The sequence below is a fragment of the Emergencia sp. 1XD21-10 genome (genome assembly GCF_009936045.1).
GTDB lineage: Bacteria > Bacillota > Clostridia > Peptostreptococcales > Anaerovoracaceae > Senimuribacter > Senimuribacter intestinalis.
The window spans coordinates 192,391-206,804 of sequence record NZ_QWEQ01000003.1 but is presented as its reverse complement, the minus strand read 5'-3'; the positions used below and the strand labels follow the sequence as shown (position 1 = coordinate 206,804).

The following is a 14,414-nucleotide window of genomic DNA, read 5'->3' as shown; positions in this document are numbered from 1 at the left end:
GTGTAAATGCTAAGACGCAGTGATATTAAAGGTATGGCGGGGAATTCAACCTACGGGAGGGGCATAGAGCTGTACCAGAAGAGCAAGGTTTTGCAATACCATGTTGAGACAGATATGATAGATTCGGATTTTGAAAATGTCATTGCAAAGGTTAAGGGAAGCGGACGCAACACCTATACCGTTGAGATTACTTATGATACTGCAGGGGATGAAGTTGAGTCGACTTATTGTGACTGTCCGGCCTTTCAAAGCTATCGTGGGATTTGCAAGCACTGTGTGGCGGCGCTTCTTGAATATATGGAATATCAGCAGGAACAGGAGGGAAGATATAAGGCAGCTGCTGTGAAGCCGCAATATCCCGGAATGGTATCTAAAAACAGGCTGGATGCTGCCTGTCGGCAAGCGAAGGAAAGAGATACGACGGCAACATTCAAAGCTTTAATAGAAAAAGAGATTGCAAGAAGGACGGCACCTGCGCTGCAGCCGCAGCTACAGGGGCAGATTCGGCTGCAGCCCTACCTTGAAATGTCTGAGAATGCAGATATGCAGGTTTCATTTAAAGTGGGAAGTGAACATCTATATGTTTTAAGAGATATCTTTCAGTTTGTGGAGCGTATGCACAGGCAGGAAGAGTATGCTTACGGAAAAAAGCTCTCGTTTATTCATACACTGGAGGCTTTTGAAGAGGAGTCACGGGCTTATGTTGTGTTTCTAATGGACTGGGTGCGGGAAAATAAGAAAAGCTATCTGAAATCAAAGGGCTATTATAGTTTCTATTATGATACAGCACCGGCAATGCGATACATGGCACTTACAAGCAGTTCTTTGGAGAAACTTCTGGAAGCGACGCTGGGGCGGAGCATTGAAGCTTTTATCCCTGCTGCCAGTGCAAGAAACTGGGAAGTTTGTCAGGGAAAACCTGACCTGTCTTTAACCATTGAGGGACAGGAAAACGGCGTTGAAATGCACTTAAATTGCCCAACTGTTTACGAAAGCAGTCAATATCTGATCTTCTTTAAGAAGGGTGTAATTTATTTGCACAGGGACAGGGAAAATGCAGAACTGATGGAACTGATTCGCAGTTTTGCAGCGTCGGGAAAGACTGTTTATGTAAAGAAGGAGGATTTACCTGCGTTTTGCAGCCAGCTTCTGCCGAAGATAAAAGATTGGATGGAAGTGCAGTACGAGAACTTTGAGCCAAACGATTATGCTGCCGAGGAGGCAGCCTTTGAATTTTATTTAGATGCACCAATAAAGGATGTGATTACCTGTCAGGCAAAAGGTGTTTATGGAATGGAAAAATATAACCTTTTGGATCCATCTGTAGATTTAACCCGAAGAGATTTAGCAAAAGAGGCAGAGGTGCTCAGGCTGATTCGTCCATATTTTGAATCTGCAGCAGAAAAAAAGGATTGCCTTGCGGTGGAGAGAGACGAGGAACTGATTTTTGCGCTTCTTACAGAAGGTCTTGATAAGCTGCGGGAGATGGGCGATGTTTATATATCTGATGCTTTGAAAAAAATCAATGTGCATCCGACACCAAAGGTATCTGTACAAGTGTCTGTATCTGGAAGTCTGCTGGATTTATCGCTGCTTTGCGGGGATATGTCAAGGGAAGACCTTGTGGACATTTTGAGTCGCTACGATAAAAAGAAAAAATATCATCGCCTGAAAAATGGAGATTTTATCAATATCGATGACGAGGGCATTGATATGCTGGCGGAATTGAAAGAAAGTTTGCATTTGTCGGCAAGGGAACTTTTGGGAGACAAAGTTTTGCTCCCTAAATACAGGGCGATGTACCTCGATCAGGCATTAAAAGAAAAATCTTCACTTCCCGCTGAGAGAGACAGGGAATTTCGTGCGTTGATTCGTAATATGCGTATGACAGAGGATAATGATTATGAACTGCCTTCCGGAATTTGTGCGGCTCTGCGCGAATATCAGAAAAGAGGTTTTTTATGGATGAAAACTTTGTCCAGTTATGGATTTGGCGGCATTCTGGCAGATGATATGGGTCTTGGAAAAACACTGCAGGTGATAACCTATCTCCAGTCTGAATGGGAGGATGAAGGTCGGGGGCAAAGACCTCACCTGATTATTTGCCCTGCATCTCTTGTTTACAACTGGGAAAGTGAACTGCAGCGATTTGCGCCGGCGCTTCCTGTTCGAGTCATCGCAGGAAATGCGGCCGAGAGAAAGAGGGAAATTGCTGCTATTGAAAATGGAGATGTTTGTATCACTTCCTATGAACTTTTGCGAAGGGATATCACAGCGTATGAACAGAAGATCTTTGGCTGTCAGGTGATTGATGAGGCACAGTACATAAAAAATCACGGGACGCAGAGCGCAAAGGCAGTGAAATTGATTCGAGCGTCTTTTCGTCTGGCGCTGACGGGCACTCCAATCGAAAATCGCCTCAGCGAGCTATGGAGCATCTTTGACTATCTGATGCCGGGATTTTTGTTTGGATATGAGAGATTCCGCAAGGAATTGGAAATTCCAATTGTGCAGAGCAGTGATGAGGCTGTGATGCAGCGGCTTAGGAAAATGGTTCAACCATTTGTTCTTCGCAGGCTCAAGGCGGATGTGCTTCGGGATTTGCCGGATAAAATTGAAAAGAATACGTTTACCAGATTGACAGGTGAGCAGCAGGAACTCTATGATGCGGAAGTAAAGAAACTGCAGCTTATGCTGACGCAGCAAAGCGACGAAGACTTTAACACATCAAAGATAAAGGTGTTGGCAGAGCTGACGAGACTGCGCCAAATTTGCTGTGATCCGGGACTTTTTCTGGAAGGATATAAAGGCGGTGCATCTAAGATGGAACTTGCTATGGAACTGATTGAAAATGCTGTATCCGGTGGACATAAAGTTTTATTGTTTTCTCAATTTACGTCGCTGTTCCCGCAGCTTATGCAAAAACTGACCGCGTCGGGGCATTCCTATTATATGCTGACTGGAGCAACGAAAAAAGAGGAAAGAACCCGGATGGTAAATGCTTTTAATCAGGATTATACCCAGGTGTTTCTAATTTCGCTGAAAGCAGGAGGAACGGGGTTAAACCTGACCGGCGCAGATGTAGTCATTCATTTTGACCCGTGGTGGAATCTGGCGGTGCAGGATCAGGCAACCGACCGGGCACACAGAATTGGTCAGAAGCGTGTTGTGAATGTGTATAAGCTCATTGCAAAGGACACCATAGAGGAAAAAATTTTGGAGATGCAGGAGAAAAAGAGACAGCTTTCGGAACAGCTTCTTTCAGGCGGCGATATGAGTGGGACGATGCTCACCAGAGAAGAATTGCTGGATCTCCTCAACTAAGAAAACCTTGTGAAAAAAATATTTATCAAAAAAGGCTGAAAAGGTTCAAATTTGCCCTTGAAAAAGGTCGCCAAATAGTATAAAATTATTGGCAACACTTTACGGCAGGAGACCTTTTCAGCCGTTTAATTTATAAGTAATTTGTTTAACATATTTTATTATTTTAGGAGAGGAGTAACATACATGGCACACTATTTCAATGAACCTTCAAGAACTTTCAACGAGTACCTTTTGGTACCTGGCTATTCTTCCAAGGAATGCAGAGTTGAAAATGTTAGCTTGAAGACCCCGATTGTTAAATTTAAGAAAGGTGAAGAACCTTCAATTACCGCAAATATTCCACTGGTTTCCGCAGTCATGCAGGCCGTTTCCGATGATAAGATGGCAGTTGCACTTGCTAAGGAAGGTGGAATTTCTTTTATATTTGGTTCTCAGTCTATTGCTAGCCAGGCGGAGATGGTTCGCAAAGTAAAATCCTATAAGGCAGGTTTTGTAAAGAGCGATACCAACCTGAGACCGGATCAGACTTTGGAGGATGTACTGGAGCTGAAAGCAAGAACTGGTCATTCTACCATTGCGATTACCGAGGACGGTACAGCAGAGGGAAAAATTGTCGGTCTGGTAACCAGCAGAGACTACCGTGTCAGCAGAATGTCCACCGACACCAAGATCAGCGAATTTATGACACCGTTTGAGAAGCTGATTTACGCCAAGGACGGATGCACTTTAAGCGAAGCTAACGATATTCTTTGGGATAACAAGCTGAACGCAGTGCCGGTCATCGACGATAAGCAGAGACTGACTCATTTCGTATTCAGAAAGGATTACGACAACCACAAATCCAATCCGAATGAGCTTTTGGATGCTCACAAAAGATATGTAGTGGGCGCCGGCGTAAATACCCGTGACTACGAGGAAAGGATTCCGGCTCTGGTCGATGCAGGAGTGGACGTGCTTTGTATCGACTCTTCTGAAGGCTATTCCGAGTGGCAGCTCGACACCATCAAATGGGTCAGAGAAAAATACGGTGACACTGTGAAAATCGGCGCTGGCAACGTTGTTGACCGCGATGGTTTTAATTTCCTGGCAGACGCTGGTGCAGACTTTGTAAAAATCGGTATTGGCGGCGGCTCCATTTGTATCACAAGAGAACAGAAAGGTATCGGCCGCGGACAGGCTTCTGCAGTAATCGAAGTTGCTGCTGCAAGAGATGAATACTTTGAGAAAACCGGTGTATACGTGCCGATTTGCTCCGACGGCGGTATCGTGTATGATTACCATATGACTTTAGCGCTGGCTATGGGTTCTGACTTTATCATGCTGGGCAGATACTTTGCCAGATTTGACGAATCACCGACCAACAAGCTGAACATCAACGGCAACTATGTAAAGGAGTACTGGGGTGAAGGCTCCAACCGTGCCCGTAATTGGCAGAGATACGACCTGGGCGGCGATCCTAGAATGAAGTTTGAAGAGGGTGTAGACTCTTACGTGCCTTATGCAGGACCGCTTCATGATAACGTGACGCTGTCTCTGAATAAAGTAAAATCCACCATGTGCAACTGTGGTGTTCTGACCATTCCAGATCTGCAGAAAAATGCGAAGCTGACGCTGGTATCTGCGACTTCTATTGTAGAGGGCGGCGCTCATGATGTGATTCTGCGTGACAGTTCTCAGAATGCGATTAGATAGAGGCTGTCAAAATGAATAAAGAACTGATTATTGTTTTGGACTTTGGCGGGCAGTACAATCAGCTGATTGCCCGTAGGGTCCGTGAAGCAGGGGTTTACTGCGAAGTGCACCCTTATACAATGCCTTTGGACGAGCTGAAGGCGAAAAATCCCAAAGGGATTATTTTGACAGGAGGTCCTAACAGTGTATACGATATGGAGTCTCCTCATTATGACAAAGCGCTTTTCAGCGCAGGTATTCCGATTCTGGGCATTTGCTATGGCGCACAGCTGGTTGCCTGGGCTCTCGACGGCAAGGTGGAAACTGCGCCGGTCAGTGAGTATGGAAAGACAGAAATTACGATTAAAAATAAGGACGGGATTCTCCGTGATGTAGACGACTCTACTATCATGTGGATGAGTCATACCGATTATATTGCTAAAGCGCCGGCAGGTTTTGCGGTGACTGCAAGCACGCCGGTGTGCCCGGTGGCTGCGATGGAAAACGCAGAGGCGAAAATCTATGCGGTACAGTTCCACCCGGAAGTAACCCACTCGGTACAGGGAACTGAGGTGTTGTCTGCTTTCGTTTACGGTCCGTGTGGCTGCAAAGGGGACTGGAAGATGGACGCTTTCGTCGAAAACACTATCGCAGAAATCCGTGCCAAAGTGGGAAATGGAAAAGCGCTGTGCGCTCTGTCCGGTGGTGTGGATTCTTCCGTTGCGGCGGTTATGATGTCCAAGGCCATCGGAAAGCAACTGACCTGCGTCTTTGTGGATCACGGTCTTCTGCGTAAAAACGAAGGGGATGAAGTAGAAGCTGTATTCGGTCCTGAAGGTCCGTATGACCTGAATTTTATCAGAGTCAATGCGCAGCAGCGTTTTTACGATAAGCTGGCAGGAGTGACCGAGCCGGAGGAAAAGAGAAAAATCATCGGTGAAGAATTTATTCGTGTCTTTGAAGAAGAGGCGCAGAAAATCGGTGCTGTGGATTTCCTGGTGCAGGGCACCATTTATCCGGATATCATTGAATCGGGATTAGGCGATTCTGCGGTAATCAAGAGCCATCATAACGTGGGAGGGCTGCCTGATTATGTGGATTTCAAGGAAATCATCGAGCCGCTGCGCATGCTGTTTAAGGATGAAGTTCGCCGTGCAGGTCTGGAATTAGGCATTCCGGAGTATCTGGTCTTCCGTCAGCCGTTTCCGGGACCGGGACTTGGGATTCGTATTGTCGGTGATGTAACTGCCGAAAAGGTAAAGTTGGTGCAGGACGCTGATGCGATTTACAGAGAAGAGATTGCTGCTGCTGGTCTTGATAAGGAAATCAACCAGTATTTTGCGGCCCTGACCAACATGCGTTCCGTCGGTGTCATGGGCGACTTCCGTACATATGATTATGCGGTGGCGCTTCGCGCTGTTACCACCAGCGACTTCATGACCGCTGAGGCAGCAAAACTGCCTTGGGAAGTCATCGAAAAAGTGACTACGAGGATTATCAACGAAGTGGATCACGTGAACAGAGTGTTCTATGACTGTACGGGAAAACCGCCAGGAACGATAGAGTTCGAATAACGGATAAAATCCCGGAAATGCTGATAAAATGGGCGTTTCCGGGATTGCTTTATGCCTGTTGGCTCTAAAATGGCTCTAATTATTCATGACAATAGAAAGTTTGCGAAGCGGACTTTCTATTGTATGATGAATACTGGATTTCGGGCGGGTATCATGATACCTGATTTTTAATACAGAGGAATTTCGCCCTCATAGTTGTCGGCTCTTTCCAACAGAGGACCGGTTGCACCCATTGTAAAAGCTATATCACTGCTTCGGATAGACAATAGCTCCATTCCAATCTTCAGATTAAGAAAGTCTAATATCTGCTGATTAAGCTGAATTACACCATTCTCTGAAATATTTACCCAACAGTATGACCGCCCTTTGTATTTGACAAATTCGCCCTCTGCGGTCTGATAATTCTGTAAAGCCGGATTATCAGTAAGAATGTGTCCTAATTTTGACGGTTCTAACAATCCTTTTCTTGTCACACAAAAGCCGCCAGTGACCTTGCTTCCAGTAAAAAGATAGACTTTTCTCTCTGCTGTGGCGTTGTACTCTGTAAGAGCCTGTGTTGGGAGATGGATTGTCAAGTCATCTCGTATCAGCGATTTTCCGAAAATAAATTTACCGCCTTTATTCATTTGTGGCATATATCATCAACTCCTTTTCTTAAAAGTGGAAATCTACTATACCACAAGAAAGTTCAAATGTCACTAAGGCTCTCTAAAGTGTGGCAAATATTTTTCGGTATAGTGAGAATGGCTAATTTTCGGGATAAATTTTTACAGATATACCTCTAACACCTTTTTTAACAATCTTACTGTCATCAAGAATACTCTGCTTAACAGCGTCCAAATCCTTTGAGAGTGCTTCAATCGCCCGTTGGTGTTCTTCTTCTGACGAGAAGCGTTCCGTATCATTCAAAAGGTTCTCCTGCAATTCTCTTGCTTTCATGTATACGCCCAACTTATGATTGAGCAGGGAGTTCTTGAAAGATATTTTGATTGTAGCGGGATTAAAACTTCCGTCCTCGTACCTCTCAGCTTCAAAGTTCATATCTAATTGTTCGTCCATTTTCAAAATCAAAGACAATACATCTGACACTGTTTCTATATCAAAATCCATGAAAACATTGATACTGATACCCAAAGCATTTGCAATTTTCAGCAGTTGGTCGGGCTTGGGATTGCGGATGCCATACTCATACTTTTTAATTGTGGCGGAATTAATGCCGGAAAGCTGTCCAAGCGTTTCCTGTGATATGCCGCGCAAATTCCGAAAGTGTTTAATCTTTTCCCCGGTAGTCATGACAATACCTCCAATTTATGTGATTTTCGTTAGTGCTTAGTCTAATTCTATCATACTAGGACACATTTGTGTATAAAAATTTAAAATAAATACTTGACGTTCACAAAAGTGTACCGTATAATAAAAACATAAAGGTCACATATGTGTACCTAAAATAAAAAAGGAAAGGACTATATGGAGAATGGAAAGAAAATGTATGTAACGGCAGAGGAAGCGGCTGAAATGCTTGGTGTATCAACGGGTTATGCCTATAAGATTATCCGGGGGCTGAATGAGGAACTGAAAGCAAAGGGCTATCGGACAATCTGCGGCAAAGTCCCGACAAAATACTTTGAAGAAAAATTCTACGGTCTGACCGTAGCCATGTAGGAAAGGAGAGATTTTATGTCAGCGACAAGGGACGGAAAGATGTGGCGTTGCCAGTTCTATTATAAGGACTGGCAGGGCGTAAGCCACAAGAAGAACAAGAGGGGATTTAAGACAAAAGCGGAAGCGGAATAGTGGGAGCGTGACTTCCTGCAACAGCAGCAGAGGAATTTAGACATCAATTTTGAAAACTTCGTACAAATCTATTATGAGGATATGGAACACCGTCTGCGTGAAAACACCATGCGTACAAAGAAATTCATTATTGACTTGAAAATTATTCCGTATTTCAAGAAAAAGAACATGAATGAGATTAAGGCTTCCGATATTCGGGCGTGGCAAAATGCACTGATGAAAAAAGGATATTCGGAAACGTATCTGAAAACGGTCAATAATCAGTTGTCGGCAATCTTCAATTATGCGGTTCGGTACTATGACTTGAAAGACAATCCTTGCAGGAAAGCCGGGAGTATCGGAAAGAGCCACGCCGGGGAAAAGGAGTTTTGGACGAAGCAGGAGTTTAAGCAGTTTCTTGTGACTGTGGAGAACAAGCCGGAAACAAAAATGGCGTTTTTGCTCCCTTACTGGACAGGCATGAGGATTGGAGAATTACTTGCCCTTACCTACAATGATATTGACTTAGAGAAGCGTACTATTTCCGTAAACAAGTCCTATCAGCGGATAGAGGGCAGGGATATTATCACACCGCCCAAAACGCCAAAGAGCAAGCGTGTCATAACGATACCGCCGTTTCTGACAGAGGAATTAAAAGAGTATACTTCGCACTTATACGGAATTATGGCAGACGAAAGAATGTTCCGTTTTACAAAATCCTATATGGAGCATGAGATTATCAGAGGTATCAAGGCTTCGGGAGTGAAAAGAATACGCTTGCACGATATTCGTCATTCCCACGCTTCGTTACTCGTGGAAATGGGTTTTACACCATTAGCGATTGCGGAACGGTTGGGGCATGAGAAAATCGAAACAACATTAAATACTTATTCACATTTATATCCCAACAAGCAGGGGGAACTTGCAGATAAATTGGAGATGGAGAACAGCAGGGAGGAAGAAGAATGAGCGGAGTGCATAAATACCCGACAATCAGCTTTCGTATTTCCCCCAGAGAGAGGGAAGAAATCGAAGCAAGGATTTTGGCAAGCGGACTTTCTAAGAAAGATTATTTTGTCCGTTCCTGCATTTATAACCGGGTGTGCGTGGTCGGTAAAAAAGAACTGGTTTACCAGTTGGTAGAGGAACTAAAGATAATGCAGACCAATATCCGGGAAGTGACGGAACAGTTTGAAAAGACAGAGGTAGATTTAACATCGGAGGGACTGGAAGATATGCGGAATGACTGTCTTGATATGCTGAAAGCTATCCTGTGGGTGTTGGACGGAGCAAAATATCTGTGGCAGGGAAATACCAACGGAGAAGAAAAAAGCCCCGACAGCGGCAACTGTTAGGGCTGTGATAACTGGAAAACCTCTGTTATCAATCTCACAATTTAAGTATAGCAGAGGTTTCTTCCAGTGACAACGATTTTTCAGAAATGGAGGGCATTATGGAAGAAACAAAAACAGAATTACAGTTGATTAAATTGTCGGAGATACAGTCACAGGAAGTTTCATGGCCGTGGTTTCCCTTTATCCCTTATGGCAAGCTGACAATTGTACAAGGCGATCCGGGGGACGGAAAGACAACATTTATTCTGAACATAGCGGCTAAGCTGTCTATGGGAGAAAGTTTAGACGGTGGAATGAACTTTACAGAGCCTTTGAATGTAATCTATCAGAGTGCGGAGGACGGTCTTGCCGATACGGTAAAGCCCCGCTTAGAACAGGCAAAGGCAGACTGTGAGAAAATCTCGGTCATTGATGAAAAGATAAAATCCCTTTCCATGATAGATGAACGCTTGGAAGAAGCTGTTATAAAGACAGGCGCAAAGCTGCTGATTTTAGACCCGATACAAGCCTATTTGGGTGGTGGCATGGATATGAACCGGGCGAATGAAGCAAGGGATATGACAAAAAAATTAGCGGCACTGGCAGAGAAATACCAGTGTGCGATTGTTCTTGTCGGGCATATGAACAAGGCGGCAGGAAATAAAGCGGCATACCGGGGAATGGGTTCGATTGATTTCTTTGCAGTCGCTAGAAGCGTTCTCTTAGTCAGCAGGGTAGAGGGAGAAGAAAATACAAGGGCTGTGGTGCAGATTAAAAACAACCTTGCGGCGTTCGGACACCCGAAAGCGTTTGCACTGTCGGAGGACGGTTTTCAATGGTTAGGGGATTATGAGATTACAGCTGATGAAGTGTTAGGCGGCATTGCTCCGAAAGCAAATAAAATGGAACAGGCGAAACGGTTACTCCGGGAACTGGCAGAAACAAACAACGCCATGCAGAGCAATGAGATTTTCAGTCTAGCGGACGAACAGGGCATATCGAAGCGGACACTGGAAAATGCAAAGAAAGAGTTAGGCGTCCGGGCGAAGCGGATAAACAATACATGGTATTGGAAATTGGATAAAATCAGACAGTGACGGACGAGCAAGGCAACAGCGCAACAATGCAGGGTATTAGAATTTTGCAGTCTTGGAATTGCGCTCTTGAAGATTGCAAGGTTGCAAAAATTATAGACATTGCAATGTTGCGCTGTTGGGAGAAAGCAGGAAAGCGGCAGCAACAAGGCGGCGAAAAGCCGCCCCGTCCGTTAGGACGGTATGCTGTCCAACGGACAGCTAGCCCCCGGCAGGGCGCAAAGGCGCTTTTGATAGAGCGTAGCCTGTCGAAAGTGCTTTTGCGTTACTTTCGCAGAAAGTAACAAAGGCTATGCGCCGTTTCTGGCGCTCATTACCCAATAGGGAGAAAGGAAAAATTATTGAAGCGGACTATCAGCGTTATGACAGGGAAAGGCTCTGTCAACCATAACAGCAGAAAATTCCACGCAAAGAACACTGACCCGGAGCGGAGTTGTCTGAATGTGGAATACTGCAATGAAAATATCAAAGACGTATACCACGAATTATTTGCTGAAGCACTCGCCCGGTACAATGAGAAGCAGACAAGAAATGACCGCATAATTGATGATTATTATGAGAAAATCTGTTCCGGCAAACAGGAGAAGCCATTCCATGAGATTATTTTGCAGATAGGAAACAAGGACGATATGGGGGCAAAGACAGAGGACGGACAGCTTGCGGCGAAAATACTTGATAAATATATGCAGGACTTTCAGCAGCGCAATCCTACATTAAGGGTATTTTCAGCGCATCTTCACATGGACGAAGCTACGCCGCATCTGCATATAGATTTTATACCCTATACGACTGGAAGCAAGAGAGGGCTTGAAACAAGAGTGTCATTAAAAAAGGCACTTGCGGAGCTTGGTTTTAAAGGTGGCACAAGGAGCGAAACAGAACGTAACCAGTGGGTAGCGGCAGAGAAAGAACGGCTTGTGGAGATTATGCTACAGCATGATATTGAATGGGAGAAAAAGGGAACGCATGAGAAGCATTTATCGGTTTTGGATTTTGAGAAGCAGGAACGGCAGAAAGAGGTTGCGGAATTGGAGCGGACAATCTCCGGCAGTAAAGAGGAATTATCCGATATTCTTCATCAGCAGATAGCAGCAGGACGGGAAACGGAGCAGATACGGAAAGAGGGCGAAGCAATCTGGCAGGAAGTATCGGAACTTACCACAACAAATCATCTGCTGAAAGAGCAGACGGAAGAACTAACAGAGGATAAAGAAAAGTTGCAATCTGAAAATGAAAAATTGGAAAAACAGCAGAAAAAGTTACAGCAGGAACTTAACAAAATGGTACAGTCAAAAGAAGTCATGGAGCGCAATATACACACCTATGATGAAGATGTGAAATGGCAGTTAGCAGAGCCGGGGGCATTGATAAGCGCAAAGAATTATCGGGATAAAAAAGCACTTCCGCTTGTGGAGAAATTGAAAGAAGTGGTAAAAAATCTGACTATCAAATGCGTACAGCTTACGGAACAAGGCAAGAAGCTGACCGCCAAAGTGGACGGGCAACAAAAGCAGATTAGCCGCTTGACGGATAAGGTTATGGAGCAGAACGATACCATAGAGCGATTGCAGGAAAAAGCGTCTGACTTGGGGTGTTTGGAACGTCATTTAGGCAGGGAACAGGTGCAGTCGATAGTAGAACATTCAAAGGCATTAGAACAGGCGGAGAGGGCAAATAAACGCCCGAAACGTCCCTTTGAAATGAGCCGATAGGAAAGGGGATTGATAGGATATGACGGACATGGAGAAAAAAGTTATGATACGGCTGTGCGCTAAAATCGTAGCAGAAACAGACCTTTACGAAACAGATGAGGAAGTGCAAAATCTGATAGACTGGGTATGCCTGTCGGAGCAGATAAAGCAAAACAATAATACAATCCGTAATCTGACCGGGGAATATAAGAAGATAGAGCCGGATTGTCGGGAGGGAGTGCGGGCACAGTTGGAGCGCATGAAAGAACTGTGCAAAGAACGAAATAATCTGTATGAAAAACAGAACGATTTAAAAGGACAGAAATACAAAATAGAAAAATCGTTGGAGCGATAAGAAATGTGGGGCGTGGCGGTTGCTATGCCCTAAATTTTATAATGGCAAACAGAGAATGGAAGTAGTATAATCAAATGGAGAGATCAGGAGCGAGGGGATAACGTGAATAAGAAAACAGAAGAATCAAGAATTGCATACAATAAAATAGCATCTGAATATGATGCGTCAAGGGAAGGACAATATACAAGATTTCATATTATGGAACTATCTAACACTATAGATTTACATGAGGGTAATGTTGTCCTTGATGTTGCATGTGGAAATGGAACTCTGTTGCGGGAATTATCGAAAAAAGCAAAAATCCAGGCAAATGGAATAGATATATCTGAGAACATGATTTGTTCTGCAAAGATGCGATACCCTAATATGAGTTTTGAGGTCAAACCATGCTATCCGCTTGAATGGAGTAATGAAAGTATTGATATTATAACTGTATGTTGTGCGTTTCATCATTTTGACAATCCGCAAGGTTTTGTTAACGAGTGCAAAAGAGTTTTAAAGAAAAACGGTACAGTGTATATAGCTGATCCTAATTTTGGAGCAGTAGTCAGATTTATAGCAAATAAATTATGGTTTCCCTTTTCAAAAAGTGGAGATGTAAGAATATACAGCAAAAAAGAGTTAGAGGAAATCTTTTACAATTGTAGATTTAAAACAGTGCAGGTTTATAGGAAAGGAAAAGGGGTGTTTCTTAAAGCTGAAAAATGAGCATCAAATTTTCGTCTGTAAGAAAGGCAGAATATTTTTCCTTAGTAATGATTTGAACATGGTGCTAGCACCATGTAAGTTAATTCGGATAAGGAAAATGTGATAATGTGGCAGTTCACACTATTAAGCGAATTGCCACATTTTTGCTTATAAAATAAGCGGTTATGTGGTAATATATAGGGGCAAAGATAAAAAACACAACGCAAGGTAATCTTGCAGAACTGGTAGGTAGTCCAGTCGCACCGATTTGGTGTAAGTAGCCCTCCCTCCTTAGGGTCGTCCGTTCTTTGTTCATTACAATCATTTTAAGGAGGAATTGTCATGGACAAAGTATCGGGCAGACTGACAGTATTTTTTGAGGAACCATTTTGGATAGGTATTTTTGAACGAATATCAGAGGGTAAATTATCTGTATGTAAGGTTACATTTGGTGCAGAACCCAAAGACTATGAAATATATGATTTCGTTCTGAAAAATTACTATCGGCTGCGATTTAGTCCGGCTGTGGCAACTGATGTAAAAGAAACAGGTCGCAATCCTAAACGGGTACAGCGTGAAGTACGAAAACAGATACAGAATACCGGGATAGGAACAAAATCGCAACAGGCTTTGAAATTACAGCAGGAGCAGTTGAAAACTGAACGCAAAAATGTGAGCCGGGAACAACGTGAGGCAGAAAGACAGCGGCAGTTTGAACTGAAACAGCAAAAAAGGAAAGAAAAGCATAGGGGGAGGTAACTCCTCTCTTGCCGCTATAAAAAATGGGAGGAGAATAAGTGAAAATGGCTCTCAAGATTAGTGAAATGGAAGCAGGACAGATAATTTGATTTTCTAAATCTATATGTTTCAAGTTTGTTAGAGTATTAGAGGTGGTGGCATTGGAAAGATGA

Annotated in this window: 13 protein-coding genes and 1 pseudogene; 12 read left to right on the top strand and 2 right to left on the bottom strand. The window is 43.8% G+C overall.

Translation table 11 applies throughout. The annotated features are described in order from the left end of the window. Nucleotides 1-6: 6 nt before the first annotated feature. From D1151_RS02430 to guaA, 3 genes are all read left to right on the top strand, one after another. Nucleotides 7-3,324: a DEAD/DEAH box helicase gene (locus D1151_RS02430; RefSeq protein WP_161907801.1), complete on the top strand. Its 3,318-nt coding sequence runs from the start codon at nt 7-9 to the stop codon at nt 3,322-3,324. 183 nt (nt 3,325-3,507) lie between these two features. Further along, the gene (locus tag D1151_RS02425; RefSeq protein ID WP_160203099.1) at nt 3,508-5,016 is read left to right on the top strand and encodes an IMP dehydrogenase; all 1,509 of its coding nucleotides are present in this window, start codon (nt 3,508-3,510) and stop codon (nt 5,014-5,016) included. 11 nt (nt 5,017-5,027) lie between these two features. Next, nucleotides 5,028-6,569: a glutamine-hydrolyzing GMP synthase gene (guaA, locus tag D1151_RS02420; RefSeq protein WP_161907800.1), complete on the top strand. Its 1,542-nt coding sequence runs from the start codon at nt 5,028-5,030 to the stop codon at nt 6,567-6,569. A gap of 167 nt (nt 6,570-6,736) precedes the next feature. Here the strand turns inward: guaA and D1151_RS02415 are convergent, their stop codons facing one another. Both D1151_RS02415 and D1151_RS02410 read right to left on the bottom strand, forming a co-directional pair. Beyond that, the gene (locus D1151_RS02415; RefSeq protein ID WP_161907799.1) at nt 6,737-7,204 is read right to left on the bottom strand and encodes a hypothetical protein; all 468 of its coding nucleotides are present in this window, start codon (nt 7,202-7,204) and stop codon (nt 6,737-6,739) included. Between the two features lie 112 nt (nt 7,205-7,316). Next, on the bottom strand, nt 7,317-7,862 hold the full coding sequence (locus D1151_RS02410; RefSeq protein ID WP_161907798.1) for a helix-turn-helix domain-containing protein: 546 nt from the start codon (nt 7,860-7,862) through the stop codon (nt 7,317-7,319). A gap of 174 nt (nt 7,863-8,036) precedes the next feature. On the opposite strand from D1151_RS02410, the gene D1151_RS02405 reads away from it, so the two are divergent. The 9 genes and pseudogenes from D1151_RS02405 (at nt 8,037) to D1151_RS02365 (ending at nt 14,262) form a co-directional block, all read left to right on the top strand. Next, nucleotides 8,037-8,231 (top strand): hypothetical protein, encoded by a 195-nt coding sequence (locus D1151_RS02405; protein WP_004080072.1) that lies wholly within the window; start codon nt 8,037-8,039, stop codon nt 8,229-8,231. 15 nt (nt 8,232-8,246) lie between these two features. Beyond that, nucleotides 8,247-9,311, top strand: a pseudogene (locus D1151_RS02400) (tyrosine-type recombinase/integrase). Next, on the top strand, nt 9,308-9,697 hold the full coding sequence (locus D1151_RS02395; RefSeq protein WP_161907797.1) for a hypothetical protein: 390 nt from the start codon (nt 9,308-9,310) through the stop codon (nt 9,695-9,697). The pseudogene D1151_RS02400 and the gene D1151_RS02395 overlap by 4 nt, the downstream one beginning before the upstream one ends. A 98-nt stretch (nt 9,698-9,795) precedes the next feature. Then, complete coding sequence (locus tag D1151_RS02390; RefSeq protein ID WP_161907796.1) at nt 9,796-10,773, top strand: AAA family ATPase; 978 nt, start codon at nt 9,796-9,798, stop codon at nt 10,771-10,773. Then, nucleotides 10,770-11,054 (top strand): hypothetical protein, encoded by a 285-nt coding sequence (locus tag D1151_RS02385; RefSeq protein WP_161907795.1) that lies wholly within the window; start codon nt 10,770-10,772, stop codon nt 11,052-11,054. Before D1151_RS02390 ends, D1151_RS02385 begins: the two co-directional genes overlap by 4 nt. 57 nt (nt 11,055-11,111) lie before the next feature. Continuing rightward, nucleotides 11,112-12,482, top strand: a complete 1,371-nt coding sequence (locus D1151_RS02380) for a plasmid recombination protein (protein ID WP_330588249.1) — start codon at nt 11,112-11,114, stop codon at nt 12,480-12,482. Nucleotides 12,483-12,510: 28 nt separating this feature from the next. Continuing rightward, a complete protein-coding gene (locus tag D1151_RS02375; protein WP_330588248.1) occupies nt 12,511-12,816 on the top strand; it encodes a hypothetical protein in 306 nt (101 codons plus the stop codon). Between the two features lie 102 nt (nt 12,817-12,918). After that, complete coding sequence (locus D1151_RS02370) at nt 12,919-13,524, top strand: class I SAM-dependent methyltransferase (RefSeq protein WP_120412130.1); 606 nt, start codon at nt 12,919-12,921, stop codon at nt 13,522-13,524. Nucleotides 13,525-13,845: 321 nt separating this feature from the next. Next, a complete protein-coding gene (locus D1151_RS02365; RefSeq protein ID WP_161907794.1) occupies nt 13,846-14,262 on the top strand; it encodes a YjdF family protein in 417 nt (138 codons plus the stop codon). Nucleotides 14,263-14,414 lie beyond the last annotated feature (152 nt).

Excerpts from the sequence above, each read along its gene's own strand:
- D1151_RS02430 (WP_161907801.1), top strand. The coding sequence starts at position 7 with ATGCTAAGACGCAGTGATATTAAAGGTATGGCGGGGAATTCAACCTAC.
- D1151_RS02425 (WP_160203099.1), top strand. The coding sequence starts at position 3,508 with ATGGCACACTATTTCAATGAACCTTCAAGAACTTTCAACGAGTACCTT.
- guaA (WP_161907800.1), top strand. The coding sequence starts at position 5,028 with ATGAATAAAGAACTGATTATTGTTTTGGACTTTGGCGGGCAGTACAAT.
- D1151_RS02415 (WP_161907799.1), bottom strand. The coding sequence starts at position 7,204 with ATGCCACAAATGAATAAAGGCGGTAAATTTATTTTCGGAAAATCGCTG.
- D1151_RS02410 (WP_161907798.1), bottom strand. The coding sequence starts at position 7,862 with ATGACTACCGGGGAAAAGATTAAACACTTTCGGAATTTGCGCGGCATA.
- D1151_RS02405 (WP_004080072.1), top strand. The coding sequence starts at position 8,037 with ATGGAGAATGGAAAGAAAATGTATGTAACGGCAGAGGAAGCGGCTGAA.
- D1151_RS02395 (WP_161907797.1), top strand. The coding sequence starts at position 9,308 with ATGAGCGGAGTGCATAAATACCCGACAATCAGCTTTCGTATTTCCCCC.
- D1151_RS02390 (WP_161907796.1), top strand. The coding sequence starts at position 9,796 with ATGGAAGAAACAAAAACAGAATTACAGTTGATTAAATTGTCGGAGATA.
- D1151_RS02375 (WP_330588248.1), top strand. The coding sequence starts at position 12,511 with ATGGAGAAAAAAGTTATGATACGGCTGTGCGCTAAAATCGTAGCAGAA.
- D1151_RS02365 (WP_161907794.1), top strand. The coding sequence starts at position 13,846 with ATGGACAAAGTATCGGGCAGACTGACAGTATTTTTTGAGGAACCATTT.